The sequence below is a fragment of the Chitinophaga sp. XS-30 genome (genome assembly GCF_008086345.1).
GTDB lineage: Bacteria > Bacteroidota > Bacteroidia > Chitinophagales > Chitinophagaceae > Chitinophaga.
Map to the genome: position 1 here is coordinate 2,971,679 of NZ_CP043006.1, position 21,717 is coordinate 2,993,395.

14 protein-coding genes are annotated in these 21,717 nt (G+C 51.6%); 10 read left to right on the top strand and 4 right to left on the bottom strand.

What is annotated here, in order from left to right; translation table 11 throughout:
• Positions 1-20 precede the first annotated feature (20 nt).
• From FW415_RS12230 to FW415_RS12250, 5 genes are all read left to right on the top strand, one after another.
• On the top strand, positions 21-1,100 hold the full coding sequence (locus tag FW415_RS12230) for a FecR family protein (protein WP_148385277.1): 1,080 nt from the start codon (positions 21-23) through the stop codon (positions 1,098-1,100).
• Between the two features lie 275 nt (positions 1,101-1,375).
• Complete coding sequence (locus tag FW415_RS12235; RefSeq protein WP_168208790.1) at positions 1,376-4,747, top strand: TonB-dependent receptor; 3,372 nt, start codon at positions 1,376-1,378, stop codon at positions 4,745-4,747.
• A 26-nt stretch (positions 4,748-4,773) separates the two neighbouring features.
• A complete protein-coding gene (locus FW415_RS12240) occupies positions 4,774-6,456 on the top strand; it encodes a RagB/SusD family nutrient uptake outer membrane protein (RefSeq protein WP_148385282.1) in 1,683 nt (560 codons plus the stop codon).
• A 70-nt stretch (positions 6,457-6,526) separates the two neighbouring features.
• Positions 6,527-7,507: a discoidin domain-containing protein gene (locus FW415_RS12245; protein WP_148385284.1), complete on the top strand. Its 981-nt coding sequence runs from the start codon at positions 6,527-6,529 to the stop codon at positions 7,505-7,507.
• Positions 7,508-7,972: 465 nt separating this feature from the next.
• Entirely contained in the window at positions 7,973-10,402 is a 2,430-nt protein-coding gene (locus tag FW415_RS12250; protein WP_168208791.1) for an outer membrane beta-barrel protein, read from the top strand.
• Between the two features lie 152 nt (positions 10,403-10,554).
• Here FW415_RS12250 and FW415_RS12255 read toward each other — a convergent pair whose 3' ends face one another.
• A complete protein-coding gene (locus FW415_RS12255; RefSeq protein WP_210420872.1) occupies positions 10,555-11,997 on the bottom strand; it encodes a RagB/SusD family nutrient uptake outer membrane protein in 1,443 nt (480 codons plus the stop codon).
• Positions 11,998-12,019: 22 nt separating this feature from the next.
• A complete protein-coding gene (locus FW415_RS12260; RefSeq protein ID WP_148385289.1) occupies positions 12,020-15,010 on the bottom strand; it encodes a TonB-dependent receptor in 2,991 nt (996 codons plus the stop codon).
• 803 nt (positions 15,011-15,813) lie between these two features.
• On the opposite strand from FW415_RS12260, the gene FW415_RS12265 reads away from it, so the two are divergent.
• Entirely contained in the window at positions 15,814-17,211 is a 1,398-nt protein-coding gene (locus tag FW415_RS12265) for an alpha-L-fucosidase (RefSeq protein WP_246859019.1), read from the top strand.
• Here FW415_RS12265 and FW415_RS12270 read toward each other — a convergent pair.
• On the bottom strand, positions 17,208-18,101 hold the full coding sequence (locus FW415_RS12270) for an AraC family transcriptional regulator (protein WP_148385292.1): 894 nt from the start codon (positions 18,099-18,101) through the stop codon (positions 17,208-17,210). The two genes, FW415_RS12265 and FW415_RS12270, sit on opposite strands and share 4 nt — an antisense overlap.
• A gap of 120 nt (positions 18,102-18,221) precedes the next feature.
• Here FW415_RS12270 and FW415_RS12275 point away from each other — a divergent pair, with 120 nt between their 5' ends.
• Genes FW415_RS12275 through FW415_RS12285 form a run of 3 tightly spaced genes read left to right on the top strand, consistent with a single transcriptional unit; the run spans position 18,222 to position 19,510 of the window.
• Complete coding sequence (locus FW415_RS12275; RefSeq protein ID WP_246859020.1) at positions 18,222-18,377, top strand: SDR family oxidoreductase; 156 nt, start codon at positions 18,222-18,224, stop codon at positions 18,375-18,377.
• A 37-nt stretch (positions 18,378-18,414) separates the two neighbouring features.
• Complete coding sequence (locus tag FW415_RS12280) at positions 18,415-19,101, top strand: AraC family transcriptional regulator (protein ID WP_148385294.1); 687 nt, start codon at positions 18,415-18,417, stop codon at positions 19,099-19,101.
• A gap of 52 nt (positions 19,102-19,153) precedes the next feature.
• Complete coding sequence (locus FW415_RS12285; protein ID WP_148385296.1) at positions 19,154-19,510, top strand: nuclear transport factor 2 family protein; 357 nt, start codon at positions 19,154-19,156, stop codon at positions 19,508-19,510.
• 45 nt (positions 19,511-19,555) lie between these two features.
• Here the strand turns inward: FW415_RS12285 and FW415_RS12290 are convergent, their stop codons facing one another.
• Entirely contained in the window at positions 19,556-20,767 is a 1,212-nt protein-coding gene (locus FW415_RS12290; RefSeq protein ID WP_148385299.1) for an anhydro-N-acetylmuramic acid kinase, read from the bottom strand.
• A 130-nt stretch (positions 20,768-20,897) separates the two neighbouring features.
• On the opposite strand from FW415_RS12290, the gene FW415_RS12295 reads away from it, so the two are divergent.
• A complete protein-coding gene (locus FW415_RS12295) occupies positions 20,898-21,644 on the top strand; it encodes a DeoR/GlpR family DNA-binding transcription regulator (RefSeq protein ID WP_148385301.1) in 747 nt (248 codons plus the stop codon).
• Positions 21,645-21,717: the final 73 nt, after the last annotated feature.

A 21,717-nucleotide genomic window follows, 5' to 3' on the forward strand; every position in this document is an offset into this window, starting at 1 on the left:
TATTAATCACCCTTTGTGACATGCAGGAGCAACGCTTTTATTATTTGATCAGCCGGATCTTATCGGGAGAGGCAAATGAGCCGGAAAAGGCTGAATTGCAGCAACTTGTCGATGAGGATGAGGGTTTGCGGATATTATACCGCGAGCTATTTCCGGGTACTGACAACGGGAGGGAAGAAAATGCGGATGCCCTGCTGGCCTATACTACGCATTATACGAAAATGCAGATAGCGGGACTGTTTGAGGAGACGCCGGTCCCCGAACCGGAAACCGGCCGCCGATGGCGGAAAGGCAGCCTTTGGGCGGCCGCGGCCGTATGCATAGGGATAGCTGTAGCAGGATGGTGGTTTTGGAACGGGAGTGCCGGAGAAAAGAAAAACCTGGCCAGCCGGGAGGTAAAAACGCTCAAAGGTTCACAATCCTATCTTACCCTGCCGGACGGAACGGAAGTTTGGCTGAATGCCAACAGCAAGATCGTTTATGATGATGATTTCAACGTATCAGACCGGCATGTGACCCTGACCGGCGAAGCCTATTTCCAGGTAGCGAAGAACGAGAACAAACCTTTTGTTATCCGTGCCGGAGGGTTGAAAGTAAGGGTGCTTGGCACCGTATTCAACGTCAGATCTTATCCCGACGAGCAAAATATAGAAACCACTCTGGTCAGCGGCTCTGTGGAGATCACGCTGGACGACCAGCCCGGCAATACCATTCAGCTGAAACCCGGGGAAAAACTCAGTGTGCACAACAGGCAGAATGTGGACTACATTGCCACACGGCACCTGAAAGACAGCCTGGAAACTACCGGCGCACCATTATTGCTGCTCAGCAAAATGAAGGTCAATCCGGATGACAGCACATTGATCGATGCCGCATGGAAAGAAGGGAAACTGGTGTTTGACGGGGAAAATTTCGGCAAAGTAGCCTCCAAGATCGAGAAATGGTACAATGTCACTATTGTAGTGGAAAACGAAAATCTCTATACAACAAGTTTTACAGGTGTGTTCGGCAAAAAAACACTGACCACGGTATTAAGCACACTGCAGGCAACCGGCAAACTAACGTACCGCCAGGAGAATGATACGGTGTACGTACGATGATAAACTGATAATTAATTTGCTAAACTAATCTCACGTTACCACATGAATCGAACGACAACAATGAAGATCAACTGAAATCAGCCGTAAAAAAGGAAGGAGAATGTTGACGCATTCTCCATTCCTGCGGCAATGCTAGATGTAACGGCTTTCCCCGTGTTAAAGGAAAGGGGCAGCCATTTTTTACACAACCTAACACCAAAAGTATGAAAAAATTGAGACTAGGTCCGGCGCCAGGGTCCGGGATACCTGTCATTCCACTTGTCAAGCTCCTGCTCATGATGAAATTGACTGCCATTATTATTTGTATGTGCTCCATACAATCATTTGCCCTGACCGCGTACTCGCAGGAAACGGTCTCGCTGAACCTGAAGCAGACCTCCCTGAAAAAAGTACTGAAGGCTATCGAGCGGCAGACCTCCGTTCATTTCGTTTACAACGATGAAATGCTGCAGAAAGAAGCGCTGGTAGATGTAGCGGTAAAAAATAAAGCCTGGACGGAAACCGTCAGCCAGCTGTTAAGGAATACCGGCCTGAGCTACAAACAGGTAGATGATAACCTGGTGGTGATCACTTCCGCAACCAGCAGAACTATTGTGTACCAGACGCAGGTGCGCGGAAAGGTGCTCGGGCCTGACCGGCAGCCGCTTCCGGGGGTGACCATACTGGAAAAAGGGACTTCCAACGGCACGACTTCGAACGAAGAAGGGGACTTTACCCTTACCGTGGAAAATGATTCGGCTATACTGGTCTTTAAATACATCGGTTTTGCCACCCGGGAAATTCCGGCGGCCGCTGCCTCCACAACCATTGTGCTGGCAGAGGACAATACTGCGCTGAGCGAAGTGGTGGTGGTAGGGTATGGTACCCAGAAAGCCGCGAACCTTACCGGCGCTGTGGCCACCGTATCCGCCAAAACATTGGAAAGCCGCCCGCTGGTGAACCTGGCGCAGGGCCTACAGGGTACTTTGCCCGGATTGAACGTTTCCCTGGGGAACGGGGCTCCGGGGCAGGGGGCTTCTTTTAACCTGAGAGGGACCACCTCTCTGAATGGGGGCGGCCCATTGGTGCTGGTGGACGGTGTGGTGATGGACCCTAACCTCATCAATCCCGATGATGTTGAGAATGTAACCGTATTGAAAGATGCGGCTTCCGCTGCTATATATGGTGGCCGTGCCGCTTATGGCGTGATCCTTATCACCACCAAAAGCGGTAAACCGGGAAAAGTGAATATCAGTTATTCCGGTAATTATACCGTTGCGCGGCCCACCCGTTTGCCGGAGTACCTCAACGGTTCCCAGTATATCAATATGTTCCGAGATGCCGCGCGCAGAGCCGGCGGGAATAGCTATAACTATACGGATCAGGATTCTATCCTCGCTGCGCAGCACCTGGCGGACCCCGCCAACAATCCGGCGGTTTATGTCGACCCCGACAGACCTAACCGCTACCGCTACGTGGGCAGCACAGACTGGATAGATGTACTGTATCCCGGTTATCAGCCCCAGCAGCAACATAATATTTCCCTCTCCGGAGGCGAAGGCAAAACAACCTATGCCGCCAGCCTGGGTTATTTTAACCAGAGCGGCATGCTGGAAGAAGCCGATCAGGATTTCAGGCGTTATAATGCCACCATCCGGCTGACCAACAAGACGACCGACTGGCTGGACCTCAATTTCAAGGCCAGCCTGAACCGTACCACGCTGAATACGCCCAATGGCACCCAGTTCGTAGACGAAACCTCACAGACCTGGTCTTTCATTCCTACAGATCTTACGCCGCTGATGCCGGTCTATCACCCTGACGGCAATTTTTCCGGACAGGGCAACTACACCAATATGATCGCGCTGATGAAGCTGAATGGCCGCCAGAAATACGATATCAATGACTTTTGGCTGACCGGCGGTTTTGTGATCAGACCGGTGAAGAACGTTCGTATCGTGACGGACTACACCTGGAACGGATATTTTTATAACAAAACACAGCATTACAAGGCATTCAATGAATACGGTGTTGATGGCGCGCTGCTCGGCACTTACCCCTGGACAACGCCCAGCCGCCTGTTCCAGACCAACAGCAGCGACAGCTATTACGCGCTCAATTCCTATGCGGAATATGAAAATACGTTCGGCGCCAAACACTACCTGAAAGCCATGGTGGGTTACAATGAAGAGTTGAAGCAGAACAGGAGCTTCGGCGTTACCGCGCGTAACCTGATCGATCCTACCCTGCCCAGCCTCGTGCCGCATAACGACCAGAACCCGGCATTGACAGCCGCTCAATCGGAATGGGCTGTAAGCGGTTCCTTCTTCCGCCTCAACTATATCTATGCGGATAAATACCTGCTGGAAGTGAACGGCCGCTATGACGGTACTTCCCGTTTCCGCCGGGGCAACCGCTATCTGTTCGCACCTTCCGTATCTGCAGGATGGCGCATTTCACAAGAAAAATTCTTTGAGCCGCTCACCCGCTATGTGAATGATCTGAAGATCAGAGGTTCCTACGGTACATTGGGCAACCAGTTCACCGACTCCAATTATCCTTACATCGCTACGATGCCGGTGGGGCAGACGGGGTATATCTTTAATGATAACCTGACCGGTCCGTATGTTGGCGCACCGGGACTGGTGAACCCACAGTTCACCTGGGAAAAGGTTACAACCCGGAACATCGGTGTGGATGCGGTTTTCCTGAATAACAGGCTGGTGCTGAATTTTGACAAATATACCAGGACAACGAAAGATATGCTGGCATCCTCCGCTCCATTGCCCGGCATCATTGGTGTGGCACCTCCTTCCAGCAATGCGGTGGATATGAAAACAGATGGATGGGAACTGATGCTGAACTGGAAGGACCAGGTGACAAAAGACTTCAGCTACAGTGTAGGCTTCAACCTGTCTGATTATACCGCTACCATCACCAAATATGATCTGAACCCTTCCGGTCTTATCAGCGACTACTATGTTGGCGCCAAGATCAATGAAGTATGGGGGTACACTACCGCCGGCTATTTCCAGTCTGAAGATGAAGTGACCAAATCAGCTTCCCAGCGCGGTATCTGGGGCGGGCAATGGCTGCCCGGCGATATCCGCTATGTGGATCTGGACGGTGACGGCAATATCACGCAGGGGGACAATACGCTGGCTAACCCCGGAGACCGCCGCATTATCGGCAATACCACGCCCAGGTATCAGTTTGGCCTGAACCTCGGCGCGGAATACAAAGGCTTCGACGCCACCGTATTCTTCCAGGGCACGCTGAAACGTGATTACTGGCTGGGCGGCACCTATTTCTGGGGCTTTACGGATGAATGGTCCGTTCCCCTGAAATACCACCTGGATACCTGGACGCCCGAGAACAGGGATGCCTATTATCCGGTGAACAAGATCGGCGCATGGTACAATCAGCAGACACAGACCAAATACAAACAGAATGCAGCATATGCAAGATTGAAGCAGGTAACGATCGGATATTCCCTGCCGCAGTCCCTGCTCTCCCAGGCAAAGATCGCCCGCGCAAGGGTGTTCCTGACCGGGCAGAACCTGTTCCTGATCACCGACCTGCACAAGGCGTTTGATCCCGAACTGCTGAACGGGCAGACCTATCCGCTGAGCCGCTCATTTGCCTTCGGTTTACAGGTAGGCTTATAATTCTGTCATTACAAAATTGATCAATCATGAGGAAGATACACGCTGTTTATATATCCACACTGGTCCTGCTGATAAGCGCCTGCAAAAAGGAGGATTTCCTGGACAGGTTCCCGCAGGACGCCATCAGTGAGCCCACGTATTTCAAGAACGAGAACGATCTCAAGTTATATGTCAACCGCTTTTATGATGCGCTGCCCGTACAACGCGGCAACAGCGAGAGCAATTCTGACAATTTCGCGCCCGGCTCCCGCAATACTTTCCTGGCCGGTGAATACGTAATTCCGGCTACAGATGCCAACTGGAGTTATGATGGATGGGCCAATGTCCGCAATGTCAATTATTTCCTGCAACGTTATGACCGGGCGGAAATGGATGCCACGCTGAAAAGTCACTATGCCGCGGAAGCCCGCTTTTTCAGGGCTTTGTTCTACTGGGAAAAAGTAAAGCGCTTCGGCGCAGTGCCCTGGCTGTCCGAGGACCTGACGGATACCTCCTCAACCGTGCTGTACGGTCCCCGCCTGCCGCACAAACAGGTGATGGACTCCGTGCTGGCGGATCTCAACTTTGCGGTTGCCAATGCCGCAGCAGCTACGAATGCCCAGTTTGCCGGAAGGATCACGGTGGATGTAGCCAATGCTCTCAAAGCCAGGATCTGCCTCTGGGAAGGCACTTTTCGCAAATACCATGTGCTGGGTGACGATCAGCCCTGGCTGCGCGCCGCGGTGACAGCTTCGGAAGCCCTGATGAACAGCGGGCGTTACGGCATCTACATGACCGGCAACCCGGACATGGATTACTACAACCTCTTTATCCAGGAAGAGCTGCGCGGCAATACCGAAACCATCCTGGCGAGACGTTACATCAAAGACGTCAGCATGCATAACCTGACCCGCCAGCTGTCTGACGTATGGCCCGCGCTCACGAAGAACTTCGTGCGGTCCTTCCTGGACAGGAATGGTGTGCCCACCGCCCTCAGCCCCCTTTACCAGGGTGATGAAACGCTGGACGAAGAGATGATCGACCGGGACCCCCGTTTCCGGCAGATCATCGCCACCCGCGGGTTCTCCTTCACCAATAATACAGATGGCTCGCGCGATGAAATGACGCTGCCCCGTATTCCCGGTGTTGTCACCGGTTACGCCGGCGTGAAGAATTACAGTCCCGATCCGGCGCAATGGAACGCGAACCAGTCCACATTGGACCTGTTCATTTTCCGTTATGCGGAGATATTGCTAATCTACGCAGAAGCCAAAGCAGAACTGGGAGAAGCCGACCAGGCGGTGATCGATGCAACGATCAACAAGATCAGGGAACGGGTGGATATGGCGGATATGGTGATTGCTTCGCTGGTGAAAGATCCGGAATCGGATTTCCCCGCGCTGCCTGTGCTGCTGGACGAGATACGCCGGGAAAGAAGGATAGAACTGATAGGCGAAGGTTTCCGCTTCGATGACCTGCAACGCTGGAAAGCCGGAGAACTGATCAACAACCCGGAAACGATCCTCGGCATGAAGCTGACACCTGCGCTGCGTGCGCAATACCCTGCCAACCAGGTGAGCAATGTACAGGTAGATGCCAACTTCTACATCCGGGTGTATCCGAATATTACCGCCAGGGTGTGGAACGACAAGATGTACCTGTACCCGGTGCCGATCAATGAACTGACGCTGAATCCCGCACTGCTGCCGCAGAACGCAGGATGGCAGTAGGATTCATGAAGGAGCCAGGCTCCTTTGAAAGGTTCATAGAAAGAAAAGCATAACCAGATAAATCTCAACGATGAAAATATTCCTATATACAGTTCTGGCAGGCATGCTGCTCTCGGTGGCGGCCTGTAAGAAAGACGGGCCATTTACCAAGGATGATGCAGATGTCCGCGTCTACATGTCACAAGCCATTAACGGCGCTTTCCAGGATATTACGGTAAACCGCAGGGCGCCCCTGCAGGGAGATTCCCTGTACGCATTTGAAGTGAACGCTTTCTTTGCCGGCGGAGGATACGTTTCCGCTCCGCGCGATGTTGCCGTTACTTTTGCGCTGGACTATTCAAAATGGGATTCGATCAATACCGCCCGCGCTACAGCCGGACTGGCGGAATTTGAGCGGATACCGGACAATATCTTTGATTTTCCCGCCACACAGTCCGTTATCCGAAAAGGCACCACCGTCAGCGAGGACATTGCCTTCACCATCGATGCGAAGCTTGTGGAAGAGGGGCATAACTACATGATCCCGGTGAAGATCACTTCAGTGGATGGTTATCCCATCAATTCTGCGATGGCGTTGACCTATTTTGTGGTGACAGTGACCCCGCCCGTGTACGCGGAGATCAACCGCAGCAACTGGACCATCCTGGAGGTGGATTCAGAGGAAGCGAACGGGGAAGGCCCGAATAACGGCAGGGCCATCTTTGCACTGGACGGGTTGCTGAACACCTTCTGGCATACGCAGTGGGATGGGGGAGAGCCGCCGTTGCCGCATCACATCGCCATCGATATGCAAACGGAGCATTCGTTATCCGGACTGTACCTGACCGCCCGGCAGAACGCGCCGAACGGCGCCCCGAAAACGGTGAATGTGGATGTAAGCACCAATGGTACAACCTGGCAGTCCGCCGGCACTTATGCGCTGCAGGCGATCAATGCCCGCCAGCCGGTGTTCTTTTCGCAGGCATTTACGGCCCGGTATTTCAGGGTAACGGTCACTGCCACGCACGGGAATACCAATATCACGTTCTTTGCGGAGATCAGCGCTTTCTGATGTTTGTATGATAAAAATGAAAGAGCCCGCTGCCGGTATGCAGCGGGTTTTTTGTTTGTGGCCGGTGCCTGTATGCCAATATCATGCTGTGCCGGTGCCAATATCTTCCTCCTTACGGCGCTCAGCGCTTTCTTCAGCCTTGCAGCCCGGCTTCACTGCCGTCTTTTGCTACCACCTCCCAACCCCGATTTCCTCCTTTCAAACCGGCACTTTTGCCACTCAACTGATCCGTTCCAAAATTCCCGCCTTTTACTGCAACCTTTTTCGTTCCCGGCCGTCTTTATTATCAGATGCGAACATGGGACCTGTTTGCTTATGGCAGTCTCCTGCTTGCTGATCCATCAAGATAAATTCATCTGACAGAAATCGTCCGTAAGTGCTGTCATTGCCCGAATAACCCTGTATGTAGATCTCAAGATCCGGACATGAGGGGCAATGTCATCCAGAACAAAATCAAAAACCGGTATGAACAAGATCATCCTCACGGGATGCCTGTTGCTGTGTGCAATATTGTCATTTGCACAGCAGGCCCCCAAAGGCAAAGTGCTCGTCAAGATCACGGATGCTGCAGGCAGCCCGCTGCCGTACGCCAGTGTAGCGGTGCGCAAGACGGCGGACAGTGCCGTTGTGAAAGGGCAAATGAGTGATGCCGGGGGGCAATGCGTATTCGAAGGCATCCCGGAAGGCAGTTATTTTATCCATGCCACGCAGCTGGGTTATGCGGAGCAGCGGAGCGAGGTGTTCCGTATCACTGCGGCCGGATCGCAGGTGAACCTCAAAGCCCTGGCGCTCACGCCAGCCTCCCGCGATCTGAAAACCGTGGACGTGGTGGCGCAGAAACCGTTTATCGAAAGAAGCGAAGGCAAAACCATCCTGAACGTGGAGAGCAGTGTGGCAGCCGCCGGCAATACCGCCATGGACCTGCTGCGCCGGGCGCCGGGTGTGAGTGTGGACAAAGATGAGAACCTCGTCATCAAAGGTAAACAGGGCGTTACCGTGATGCTGGACGGGAAGATCACCTACCTGTCCCCCGAGGCGCTGGCGGAACTGCTGAAGAGCATGCCCGCCGAAACTATCTCCCAGATAGAGATCATCACCAGCCCGAGTGCGAAATATGATGCCGCGGGCACCTCCGGCATGATCAACATCAAAACGAAAAAAGGCCAGATGACAGGCTTCAACGGTACTGCTACGGTCAGCGGCGGCGGCGGCCGGTACCTGTTCTACAATACCGGTCTCAATATCAACTGGCGCACAAAAAAGCTGAATGTATTCGGGAACCTTAACCATGGGGACCGCAAGAACTTCAATACCCGGGAGCTCCACCGGCGGACCGGCGGCAGCAATCCCCTGCAGTTCAGGCAGGAAGTATATCAGATCAATGACTTCATGTACCGGTCCTACAAAGGAGGGATCGACTATTCCCTCACGGAAAAACAGACCATCGGCGTGATGGTCAACGGGTACAGCAATGCCTTCTGGAGACGGGCGCCCAGCGCCACGGAGATCGCCAATAAAGGCGGCGCCACCGATTCCCTGCTGCACACCGGCATCGACGCAAATAACCGGTTTACCAATACTTCCGTCAACCTCAATTACAAACTGAAAATGGATACCTCCGGCTCGGAGTTCACCATCGATGCGGACTATGCGCGGTTCCACAACCGCATGAATACCGAACTGAGCGACAGTGTTGTAGATGCGCACAGTGCGGCCGTTCTGCAGAGCAATGCGCTGAGAACGATGCCTTTTACCAACATCACCATCAAAAGCATCAAAGGGGATCTCGTGAAAGTGCTGAACAAATCCGTTCGGCTGGAAGCCGGTGTGAAAGCCAGCTTCGTCAATACAGAGAATAATATGCGCTACGATTCCCTGCTGCATGGGGAATATGTGCCGGTGCCCTCCCAGTACGACCAGTTCATTTATGATGAAAATGTACTGGCCGCATACCTCATTTACAAACAGCAGCTGAAGAAAACGGATTTTGTATTGGGGCTACGACTGGAGCAGACCATCTCCGACGGCAATTCCATTTCCCTGAAGACCCGGGTGGAGCGGAAGTATCTCGATTATTTTCCCAACCTTTCCATCGACCACCGGTTTACCGATGATCACAAGCTTTCACTGGCCTATACCAAAAGGATCAACCGGCCAGGATACGGCCAGTTGAACCCTTTCCTTTTCTTCCTGGACAAATACACCTTCTTCCGCGGCAATTCCTATCTCACACCGGAGTACACGCACAATACGGAGATGACCTACATGTTCAAACAGAAATATATGGCCACGCTGGGATACAGCCGTACCAACGATGTGTATGACGAATTCCTGCTCACTGATGAAGCCACCAATGCTACCATCAGCACGAATAAGAATCTCGGTACGCAAACCACTTACTCGCTCAATCTCACGCTGCCCTTTGATCCGGTTAAGTGGTGGAATACCAGCAATAATGTATCTATTTACTACAACCAGTACCAGATCAGGGATACGGTGCGGGATTTTACAACGGAGCGGCTGGCCTGGAGTTTCAACAGCACGAATACTTTTACATTGCCCCGTGATTACAAGCTGGAGGTCAGCGGCTGGTACGATGCGCCGAACGTGTATGGGATATGGAAAAGCAAAGCGATGTGGAGCGCGAACATCGGCATCCAGAAAACGGTGCTGAAAAAGAAGGGCACCCTGAAGGTGAATGTAAATGACATTTTTGCTTCGGCGCGTTTCCAGGGCGTTGCCGAGTATAACGATATCTACCTCAGTGTGAATAACCGCTGGCAGAACAGAACGGTGAATGTATCGCTGAGTTACCGGTTCGGGAACACCAAAGTGGAAGCGGCAAGGGAGCGGAAAACGGGGAGTGAAGAGGAATTGAGGAGAGCGGGGAATTGATGTTGGGTTTCTTCAAACAGCCACCTCTCTTGATAATCGCAGCCATATAAATTGCTTTACGCAGGGTATGCAAATAAAAAGCGGGTGTATCAATACCGATACACCCGCTTGCATGTCAGTTGCTTTTAGTGAAACCAGCAGGTTCATGCAGATCACTCATACCCGCTGTTCTGCTGTCCTTGCAGGCCGGTATTCACGTCTATTTCCCTTTGCGGGATGGGGAGGATCACAAAGTCGTCACCAGGATCGGAGATACCCGCTCCGGCGCCGGTAGTGCGCAGCGGTTTGCCGTTACGCAACAGGTCCATTCTCCTGTGCCCCTCGAAGCAAAGCTCTTTCCGGCGTTCGTTCAGGATGCCGTCGATGAATGCCTGCTTGGTGGCGAATGTAAGCAGCGTCCAGTCCCCAAGGTTAGCCCTTCCCCTCAGGTCATTGATCAGGCCGATGGAGGTGAGGTTAATGCCGTCGCGTTGTGCGAGCGCTTCCGCTTTGTTGAGGTACATTTCTGTTACCCGGATGAGCGGAGAGTTATCGGCATTGGTGGATGCATCAGGGAATTTAAGGGTAAACCTGCGTTGTACGGCGCCAACTGCGGTGCCCATATCGCTGAGCGCGAAACGTTCATCACCCGGTTCCGCTTCAAATGCAGCGATCAGGTTGGCAGAGAACGGGCAGTCGCCACGTCCGCTGGCATTGGTAGGCCTGTAGTAGCTGGACCAGCCGCCGGAGCCTGTCCGGCTGTTATCCGTTGCGGACATCTGGATGGAAAAGATATCTTCCGGCGTATTGCCGTCATAAAAATCGTAATTGGGCGCCAGCGTGTAGAGTGCAGTATTGTCAAGCACATCGTCAGCATAGTCAGCAGCCTGTGTCCATTCACCCCGGTATAAATGGAAGCGGGAGAGGAGGGCATTGGCAGCTCCTTTGGTGGCGCGCCCGCGGGTGAAGACCGGTGCATCGAAATTGTTCAGCAGGTCAGGCAGCGCTTCTTCGAGATCTTTCTGTATCTGTGCATGTACCTGTTGAACGGTAGACCTGCCGGGGAATTCCACGGTGCCGGTAAAATCGTTCAGTATCAGCGGTACGCCAAGATTGCTGCCCTGGGATACCTGGTAGGGCTGTGCAAACTGGTTCACCAGCTGGAAGTACACGTACGCCCGCACGAACTTGGCTTCGGCAATGTATTGCGCTTTTTCCTGGTCAGTAAAGGTTGCGTCCGATACACCGGGTACGCGGGCTATCACCTTGTTGGCCGCCAGGATCACCTCATAGCTGAACCGCCAGATATCGCGGGTGCTGGAGTTGTCGGACGTGCCTTCGAAGTTGTTGAGCTGCTGCAGTGTAGGGAAGGAGCCGCGGAATTCCACATTGTCGGCCATGTAGTCATCGATCACCTGGGGAAGCGCACCAAATACCTCCAGCATTTGGGAGCGGCTGTAAACACCCAGCAAAGCACTGAGCGTAGTGGATTTTGATGAAAACGTTTCATCTTCGGATAAGGACTGTTCCGGTTGCAGGTCCAGCCTGTTCTTGCAGGAGGTGCCCAGCACGGAGAGCAGCAGAAGCATTGTGAGTGTTTTATATATCGCGTTCATATGGATACAATTTTATGGGTCATTAAAAAGTAAGGTTAACGCCTACCGTGATCGTCTTGGGCTGTGGCAACGCGAAGAATGATTCGCCCACTACCTGGTTGCTGCCGCCATTGGCAGATACTTCAGGGTCTGCACCTTTGAAGTCTTTATTCTTGATGGTCCATATGTTCTGCGCCAGTGCATATATTCTTGCATTGGTCAGCACTTTGGTGCCGGACAGCAGGTTCTTTGGCAGATTGTAGCCGAGCGTCAGCATTTTCAGGCGCAGGTATGAACCGTCCTGCAGCTGTAATGTGGACAATCTGCTGAAAGTACCGGTCGTGGTGCTGGTCAATGCCGGCGCATAGGAATTGTCTCCCGGATTCTTCCAGTAGTCCAGCAGGTCGGAACTTTTGTTAAGCCCGTTGTTGGCCATGTTCCCGGTAAAGCGCAAGCCATCCAGCAACACCTTGTTGCCGTACATGAAGTTGAAATTGATGCCGAGATCAAAACCTTTATAGGTAACGGTATTGTTGAAACCGCCGTAGAATTTCGGATCGGCATTGCCCACGATCACCCGGTCCGCATTGGTGGGGGAGGTTGTAGGTTTTCCATCCCTGTCCAGCCATTCGGCATTTCCTGTTTCCGGGTTGATGCCATGGAAACGGATCAGGTAAAAACTGTTGAGGGAGTGGCCGAGAACAGCTCTTTGCGCATTGGAGGCTGCAATCACATAAGGCCTGCCATATTCATCTTTCGTATCTTCCGGCAGTGCGAGCATTTTGTTCTTCACAAAGCTGATGTTCAGGCCGGTGCTCCATTCGAAATCTTTCTTCCGGATGTTCACCGTATTCAGGCCGATCTCGATGCCCTTGTTTTCCATCTTGCCCACATTCTGCTTGATGATGGAAAAGCCCGTGGTATAAGGAATGGGAATATCCACCAGCAGGCCCGGGTCATGCGTTTTTTTATGATAGTAGGTCACATCAAGTTTGATCCTGTTGTCTACGAACACAGAGGAAAGGCTTACATCAAACTGCGCCGTTTCTTCCCAGGATAGTGCGGGGTTGGGTGTTTGTGTAGGCCTCAAACCTGCGGCCCCGCCGTAGTCCGCATCCGTTCCACCGCCGTAAAGGCCGGGATAAGGGAAGTTGCTTACCTCGTTGTTGCCCGAAGTACCGTAACTGGCCGTCAGTTTCAGGAAATTGAGCCATGAGCTGTTATTCAGGAAAGACTCTTCTGTCAATATCCATCCGCCGGACACCGCCCAGAAGCTGCCATACCTTTTGGATTCATCAAACCTGGATGAACCGTCGCTCCGGAAAGTACCTTCCAGCAGGTATTTATCGCGGAAGCGGTAGTTACCGCGGAGAATGTAGGATTCCAGCGCCCATTCCGTACCCTCTGAACTGGTGATGGTGGGAGTGGAAGCGGAAATTACGTTAACCAGTTTGTCACTGGCAAAACCAGCGCCCTCTACCGTAATATCCTCAAACCTCGAGGTCTCGAAGCTGTGAGCCGCGAAAGCACTGATCGCATGATCGTTATTGATAACCTTGTCGTAATTCAGTGAGTTGGTGGTCATCCATTTGAAATCCTGTATGATAACCCTGGACCCGATACCACCCGGCGTGAAGAGGTCAACCTCTCTGTATTTTTCTTCCGCCTGTACCCGGTCGATGCCCCAGTCCGTCTTGAATTTAAGGTTGTCGAAAAGGCGGAACTCCGCATAGGCGTTACCGGTAGAACGGGTCGTGTAGAATTTGTTCAGATTCAGCGCTTCCAGCCCCAGTACGTTCTGTACAAAGCCGGTATTGACATACTGTCCGTTATCGTCGAACGGCTGAACGAAGGGTAACTGCAGGAAAGACGAGGTGAGCGGTGCATAGGTACTGTTTTCTGCGCCGATCCTGTCCATATCCGCATAAGATGTATTAAAGTTTACCCCGAATTTCACCCTTCCGCTGATGTTATGTTCCAGGTTGAGACGGCCGGAAAGCTTTTTCAGGTCATTGCCAATGGTAAAGCCGCTTTCTTTGGAATAAGCGCCGCCAAAATAGAATTTGGTCTTTTCATTTCCGCCTGCGGCAGAAAGGGAATAATTGTTAACGCGGCCGGTGCGGGTTACCGCATCTACCCAGTCAAATTCTCCATCGGGGAAAGTTTCGGCAGGCAGCCCTTTTGCTGCATTAAAGTCGTTCACATAGGTCTTATACTGTTCCGCATCCATCATGGGGATCAGTCCGGTTGGTTTTGACCAGCCGGTATAGTAATCAAAGTTTACCCTGGTCTTTTGATTGGCGGAGCCTCTTTTTGTGGTGATCAGTACCACGCCGTTCGCGCCCCTTGATCCGTAGATTGCCACAGCGGCGGCATCTTTAAGTACGGTCATGGTCTCGATGTCGTTCGGGTTAATATTCAGCAGCGGGTTCAGTCTGGCCGCGCCGCCCTGTCCTGTAGAGTACAGGCCTTCATTCAGTGGTACCCCGTCCACAACGAAGAGCGGCTGTCCGCCTGCGGTGATGGAAGATGCGCCCCTTATCCTGATCTGTGCGGCACTGCCCAGCAAACCGGAAGAGTTGGTCATCTGTACACCGGCCGCCTGGCCCTGCAGCAATTGTTGCGGCGAAACTGCCGGCACGTTCTTGATATTCTCTTCTCCCACAACGGATACGTTTTGTGTTTTGTACCGTTGCGTCTGCTCACCGTAACCCACCACTACCACTTCGGAGAGTTTGGCTTCATCCACGGCGAGGATAATGTTAATGCTGCTCCGCTGACCGACGGTCTCTTCCCGGGTAACATATCCGAGGAAGGAGAAGATCAGCACGGCATCATTTGTTGCCGTCAGGCCATAAGTTCCGTCCGTTCCGGTAACAGTGCCTGAAGAAGTGCCCTTCAACTGGATGGTTACGCCGGCTAAGGGGTCACCCGTACCTGCTTCGGTAACTCGCCCTGTGATTCTTCGGCCCTGGGCATAGGTGATCGTAGCACAACATGCTAGAAGCAGCCCGACAAGTAAAGCTTTTTTCATAATCGATTTTGGTTTAAGTAAAGATTTCCAAGCCCTGTAGGCAGGCTGGAAAGACCTTTGTTATGGAATTGGGATATACATCATTCCGTATTAAAATGATTGATCAGGAAGTAAGACGGTCCTGTTGGTGGAACATGTGGAAATAGAATGTAGGGGGTAATGATTCCCTACTTTCATAAGCGCATATTTATCTCGATTTACTCTTCCTAGCTCTCTTTACATAAGCATCACCTCATGGTGAACATAAGCACTCATTTCTCCAATTAGATTTTGTTTTTTTTAAGGTCCAACACAACAAATTTGACGTTTACTTTTAATCAGTGTGAAATTGGTAATTACTTAGACTTTGGTTTATTATGGGTATTTGGTACGTACTCAAATTACAAAAAAATATTGAAAATAATCAAAACAGGGTCAGAATTTATCCGCAGTTGATTGCGGTCTGAAGCATTCTTATCATGATAAGATGCCGGGTGGGCAAAACCGCTGCCCTTTTTATGGTGAAATACAGTTTCACCAGTATCGTATTATCCATTAAAATCAAAGGATAACCCATTGTGGCGGTTTGGCGTGCAAACTACTTTTGAGCGGCAGGCTACGCCTGTACAGCCCGGGAAAGCTGAAGGCCCCGTCCGCAATCCTTCGGGGAAGATGCCCGGTTGTGGCGGGCGGGCATGCGGATTACAGCAATATTAGTGAAATTACGTTCTGGAAAAGGTAATAAACGACCGGAAAATTACACCAGAACCTGCGATTTTGCATGCAGAAAAAGACAGACGAACACTAAAAAATCAGATTGATCAGTGAAACCATTCAAGCTTAGTTTATTGACAGCGCTCGTTTTCAGTTTTATGAACGGGCATGCGCAGCAAAAAGGGACGGCACGGCCGCTGCCGGCGCTGCAGCAGGAATTTGTGGACCTTGCCTTCGGCATGTTCATCCACTATAACATCCCGACGTATATGGAAGACGATTGGGCGGACCCGGATGCATTGCCGGCCATCTTCAATCCCCGTAAACTGAATACGGACCAGTGGGCGCAGGCGGCCAGATCGGCCAATATGACCTACGGCTGCCTGACAACGAAACATCACAGCGGCTTTGCGATATGGGATACCAAAACTACGCCTTACAATGTGATGAACAGCCCGTTGAAACGCGATGTGGTGAAAGAATACGCCGCCTCCTTCCGCAAGCAGGGCCTCAAGGTCATGCTCTATTATTCTATCCTGGACACCCACCACAAATTGCGCCCGGGGCAGATCACACCGGAGCATATCCGTATGATCAAGGAACAGCTGACGGAGCTGCTCACCAATTACGGGGAGATATCCGCGCTCATCATTGACGGATGGGATGCACCATGGTCCCGCATCTCATACGATGACGTGCCTTTTGAGGAGATCTACCGCCTGATCAAGTCCATCCAGCCCAATTGCCTGGTGATGGACCTGAATGCGGCGAAATATCCGGCAGAAGCTTTGTTTTATACCGATATCAAATCCTATGAACAGGGCGCCGGTCAGCATATTTCAAAAGAAAGCAACCGCTTGCCCGCATTGTCCTGCCTGCCGATCAACCAGAACTGGTTCTGGAAACCGTCTTTCCCCACTACCGATGTGAAGAAAGCTGCGCAGCTGGTCAATGATAACCTGGTGCCGTTCAACCAGGCCTACTGCAATTTTATACTCAATGTAGCGCCGAACCGTGACGGGCTGATAGACGATAATGCCGTGGCAGAACTGAAAGAGATCGGAAAGCTGTACAAGCGGCCGGCCGCATTGCCGAAACTGCCTGTATTTGATGCGCCCGTGATCTCTTCCAACCTGGCAAAAGGCGCCGCCGCCAATTCCAGCTGGAGCAATGATATGGCATTGATGGATTTTGCCAACGACGATGATTTCAGCACCAACTGGCATTCCCACCGCGATATAAAGGAACCCTGGCTGGAAATAGACCTGAGAAAAGAAACCGGCTTCAATACGATCGTGATCACGGAGAACAGGGCCAACGTTTCCGGCTACACGCTGGAATACCGTGTAAACAATAAGTGGTATCCGCTGGTGGATGGAGACAACCGTTCCCGCATCAAAGTGCATCGTTTCGACCGGGTGTGGGGCGACAGGGTACGGATTAAATTCAAATCATTCCGGAGACCTCCGGCCATTGCCGAAGTAGGGGTGTATAACGAGAGGCGTTAGCCCTGTTTCTTCCGCAGCAGCCGGTATTGTTCCGGTGACATGTCCATCAGCTTTTTGAACAGGCGGGAGAAATAATAAGGGTCATCATACCCGATGGCCATGGCAACGTCCTTGACCTTGATAGATGCATCGTAAAGCAACTGGCAGGCCTTCTGTATTTTCAATTGTATGAAATAATCGATAGGAGACATGCCGGTTGCTTTCCGGAATAAATTGGAAAAGTGGGAATGGGACAGCTGGTGCCGCATGGCCAGGTCTTCCACCGTCAGCTTTTCACCCAGCCTGCTGCGCATGAACAGGATGGATTCCGTAACCAGGTCCTGCGCCGCGTTGCCCGCCTGCTCCGTATGTTTGTCGGGATACAGGAAGGTGGCCAGAAAATAGTGCAGGCAGAGGTTGGCATTCATCAGATTGTCCTTGCTGTAGCCCATTTCAAGACTCTGGTAAATGTTTTCCCATATCTGTATTGACTTTTCATTGAAGGCGATATTTTGGGGCCCGTCCTTTTCCGTTATCCTGAGCATATTGTTGAAAGCCGCCATATCCTCCCCGCTGAAGTGCACCCAGTAGATCGTCCAGGGATCTTTATCATCCGCACCGTAGCGCATATATTGCGTTGTAGCCGGTATGTGGATGAATTGGTTCGGCCCTACATGATACTGTTTATCCCCGATGATATACCAGCCTTTTCCCCGCAGGCAGTAAATGAGAATATTGTCCACACAGCCCTTCTTCCTTTCCCGGTAATGATAAGCAGCTTTCGGGAAGTAGCCGATATGGGTAATATAGATATGATGATACTGGGGGATGCTCCTGTACACCGTATTGGGCAGGCTGATCAGCTTTTGCCCTTCAAAACCATCTCTTCTTTTTTGTAAAGGCGTAGTCATTAAAAAACGATATTATAATCCGGTTGGTTGTTCACGTTGCAGGTGTTTATTTACCGTAAAACCGTTGCTGGTAAAAGGAAGTGGTTAAAAATAGCAAAAAAGCTGAAGATCGCAAGGCCGATGAGAAGGAAAGCGAATAATTTAGCCTTTGGCCTGGGGCGAAGAAGCGATGTCATCGCAGATGCCTGCGTATTTTTGCTGTCTGACAAAGCGCGTTTCATTACCGGGCATATCCTGCCGGTGAGCGGCGGGACGGAGCTGGGTACAGGAAGGTGATGCAGCATTGAGCGGAGTTTTGTATTTTGATGAGGTCATGATCCGCCAATACGAACACTTCAATAAAAATAAAGCAGATGTAAGCGTGCTTTATGCAGATGCTTCCCTGCACCTGGCGCAATGCAGCTATCAGCGCCCTTCTGAAGATGAATTCTTTATGCCCTGCGCCGCCATTACCTATGTGCTTCAGGGGCAAAAGGTCGTTTTCCTTAATGGGATAAAACACGAAATGAAAGAAGGCGATGCATTGTTCATTCCCGGGAATTCCATTCTTTACTCCGATATATCTGTCAGACAAAAGCCTTTCGTTAGCCTCAACGCGCTGATCCGGGATGATGCGCTGCTTGGGGATCATACACTGCGGTGGGCATTGACGATGAAAGCGCAGCCTCCGGTACAGGAAATTCAGCAGCTTTCTCCTGCTTCTGACCCCGATATATTGGGCTGGATGGCCTGTCGCATTACCGATAACCTGCAGCTGCATCATTATGCCCGGTCCGCCAACATGAGCCTGAGCGCTTTCAAACGGTGGTTCAGGAATAACATGGGCGGCAGCCCGGCCCAATGGGTGATCGAAAAAAGACTGGAGCGGGCCAGGTATCTTCTGCTGCATAAGCAACGGAGCGTTACAGTTGCCTCTTTTGAAAGCGGTTTTCACGATGTTTCTTACTTCATCCGCAAATACCGGCAGCACTATGGTCATACGCCGGGTTGTGAAAAATGAGCTTTTTGTCCTATTGCCGAACCCCGCCGCACTGTATTTTTACAAAAAAAACATGATCACACGAGAACAGGCTTTGCAATTCGCTGACGAATGGGTCAGCGCATGGAATGACCATGACCTTGAAGCGGTATTGACCCATTATACGGATGATTTCGAGATGAGCAGTCCCGTTATGCTCCAGATGGGACTGGGTATCAACGGTACCCTGAAAGGGAAGGACAAAGTCAGGGATTACTGGCAGCAGGCCATGAAAAAGTACCCGGACCTGCATTTTGGGCTGATAGAGGTACTATCCTGCATCGATACCGTTGTCATTTACTATACCAGCATTGCCGGCAAGAAAGCGGCCGAACTGTTCTTTTTCAATGAGGAAGGGAAGGTGTACCGGGCGATGGGGCACTATAACTGACATCCCGCGCCATGAAGATCGGGAAAGAGACGCGCCGCTGCCGCATTACGCCGGAAAACTCAATTTGCCCATCGATACATTCGGGATGCCGTTCCTGCCTTTGCCGAAGCTGACCTTTCCCCCGCATATCATTTCATTGGCCAGTACGGCGAACAGCACCGCCTCTTTTGCATCCGGGTTGATATGCAGCTCCTTCGTGCTTTTAAATGTGCATTCCGGTAATAATGCGGCGAGGTGCTGCATCAGCAGCGGATTATGCATGCCACCTCCGCTGACATAGAACCGGAATTCCGCCGGGTCTTTCACTACGGTTTTAATGGCCGCAGCAATGGTTTCCGCGGAAAAACGGCTGAGCGTGGCCATAACATCCTCATTGCTGATGCCGGTAGTGCCGGACTTCTCCTGCGCCTGCTCCAGGTAAGCCAGGTTGAACAGTTCCGGGCCGGTGGTTTTCGGGAAGGGATGCGCGAAGAACGGATGGTCCTTCAATACAGTGAGCAGCGCGGTATTCGCCTGGCCTTTTGATGCTACTTCCGCATTTTCATCAAAATATTTACCCGGATAGTACCGCTGGATGAAAGCGTCCATCAGTGTATTGCCGGAACCGGTATCGGTGCAGAATACTTCATCGGCCTGGAGGCTGCCGGGAAGGAACGTGAAATTGGCGATCCCGCCGATGTTCAGCATGATCCGGTTCTCCTCTTTTTTGGAGAAGATGAGAAAATCGCCATAAGCGGCCAGGGGAGCACCTTCTCCTCCGGCTGCTACATGCTTCTGCCTGAAGTCGCTTACGGTAACAATGCCTGTTTCTACCGCCATATGATCGCCATCCCCTATCTGCAGCGTAGCGTTCCCGAATTTTGTCTGCTTATGCAGGGTTTTCGGGGCGTGAAAGATCGTTTGTCCGTGACTGGCGATCAGGTCTATCTCCTCCGGAGACCTTTTCCATCGCCGGAGGCACGATAATATGATCCGCGCATGCGCCAGCGCCACCCATCCGTTCAGCAGGCAAACCTTTTCCAGGTCAACATTCCTTTTGGAGAACACGCTGCGGATCTCCCCTTTATAATCTTCACCGTAAGGCACCGTTTCAAATTCCAGCAATTCAATCCCCGTGTCCATACCGGTACCGGAAAACCTGCAAAGCGCTACATCCAGCCCATCCACCGAAGTGCCTGACATCAAACCGATCACCAGCCGGGAAGGCTTGCCTGCGATGCCCAGCAAACGGGCCATGTTGGTATTGAGATGCTGCATGATTGTATTTGTTTTTGTTGGTGTGAGTGCGGTTATTTACATATTTATTAGTAAAAATATGCATCTTTTTGCGGTTTTGTCAAAAATAATGCTGTAAATTGCTAGCAAGAAACCAAAATCGATCCGCCAGATGTTAAAAAAGGAACGGCAATCATTTATCCTCCGTCAGGTGAATTTGCACAACAAGGTGCTGTCTGTAGACCTGAGCCAGCAGATGGACGTGTCTGAAGATACGATCCGCCGCGATCTGAACGAAATGGCCGAACAGGGCAAGCTGATCAAAGTACATGGCGGCGCCCTTTCCAAGTCCTTCCACCTCTCTATTGCTTCCGATAACGTATATGCTTTAAGCAGCAAGAAACATATTGCCATGAAGGCAAGCCGGCTTATTAAAGACGGCATGTTTGTGCTGACCACCGGGGGTACGACCATCATCGAGCTGGCGAAGGCGCTTCCGCCTGAATTGTCCGCTACCTTCATTACGGTAAGCCTTCCGGCTGCTTATGAATACATCCATCATCCCAATATTGAAGTGATCTTTCTGGGAGACCGGATATCCAAAAGTTCGCAGATCTCTATTGGCGGCAGTGTGGTGTCCCGCATTAAAGGGATCAGGGCTGATCTGTGTTTTCTGGGCATCAATGCCATCGATGTGCAGCATGGTATCACGGATAACGACTGGGAAGTGGTGGAAGTAAAAAAGGCCATGATAGAATCCTCCGAGCGGGTAGTCTCGCTGGCTATTGCCGAAAAGCTGGATACGGCGCAACGGATCAAGGTCTGCGATATTACGCGCATCAGTACATTGATCACGGAGCTGGAGCCGGGTGACCGCGTGCTGAAGCCGTATAGAGACACCGGTATTGAGATCTTGTAACGGAATAGCGTGTACGAACATGTGCTGTGCCTGGCATAGCCACAGTTAATTGTCAATATGCACAGATCGCCGG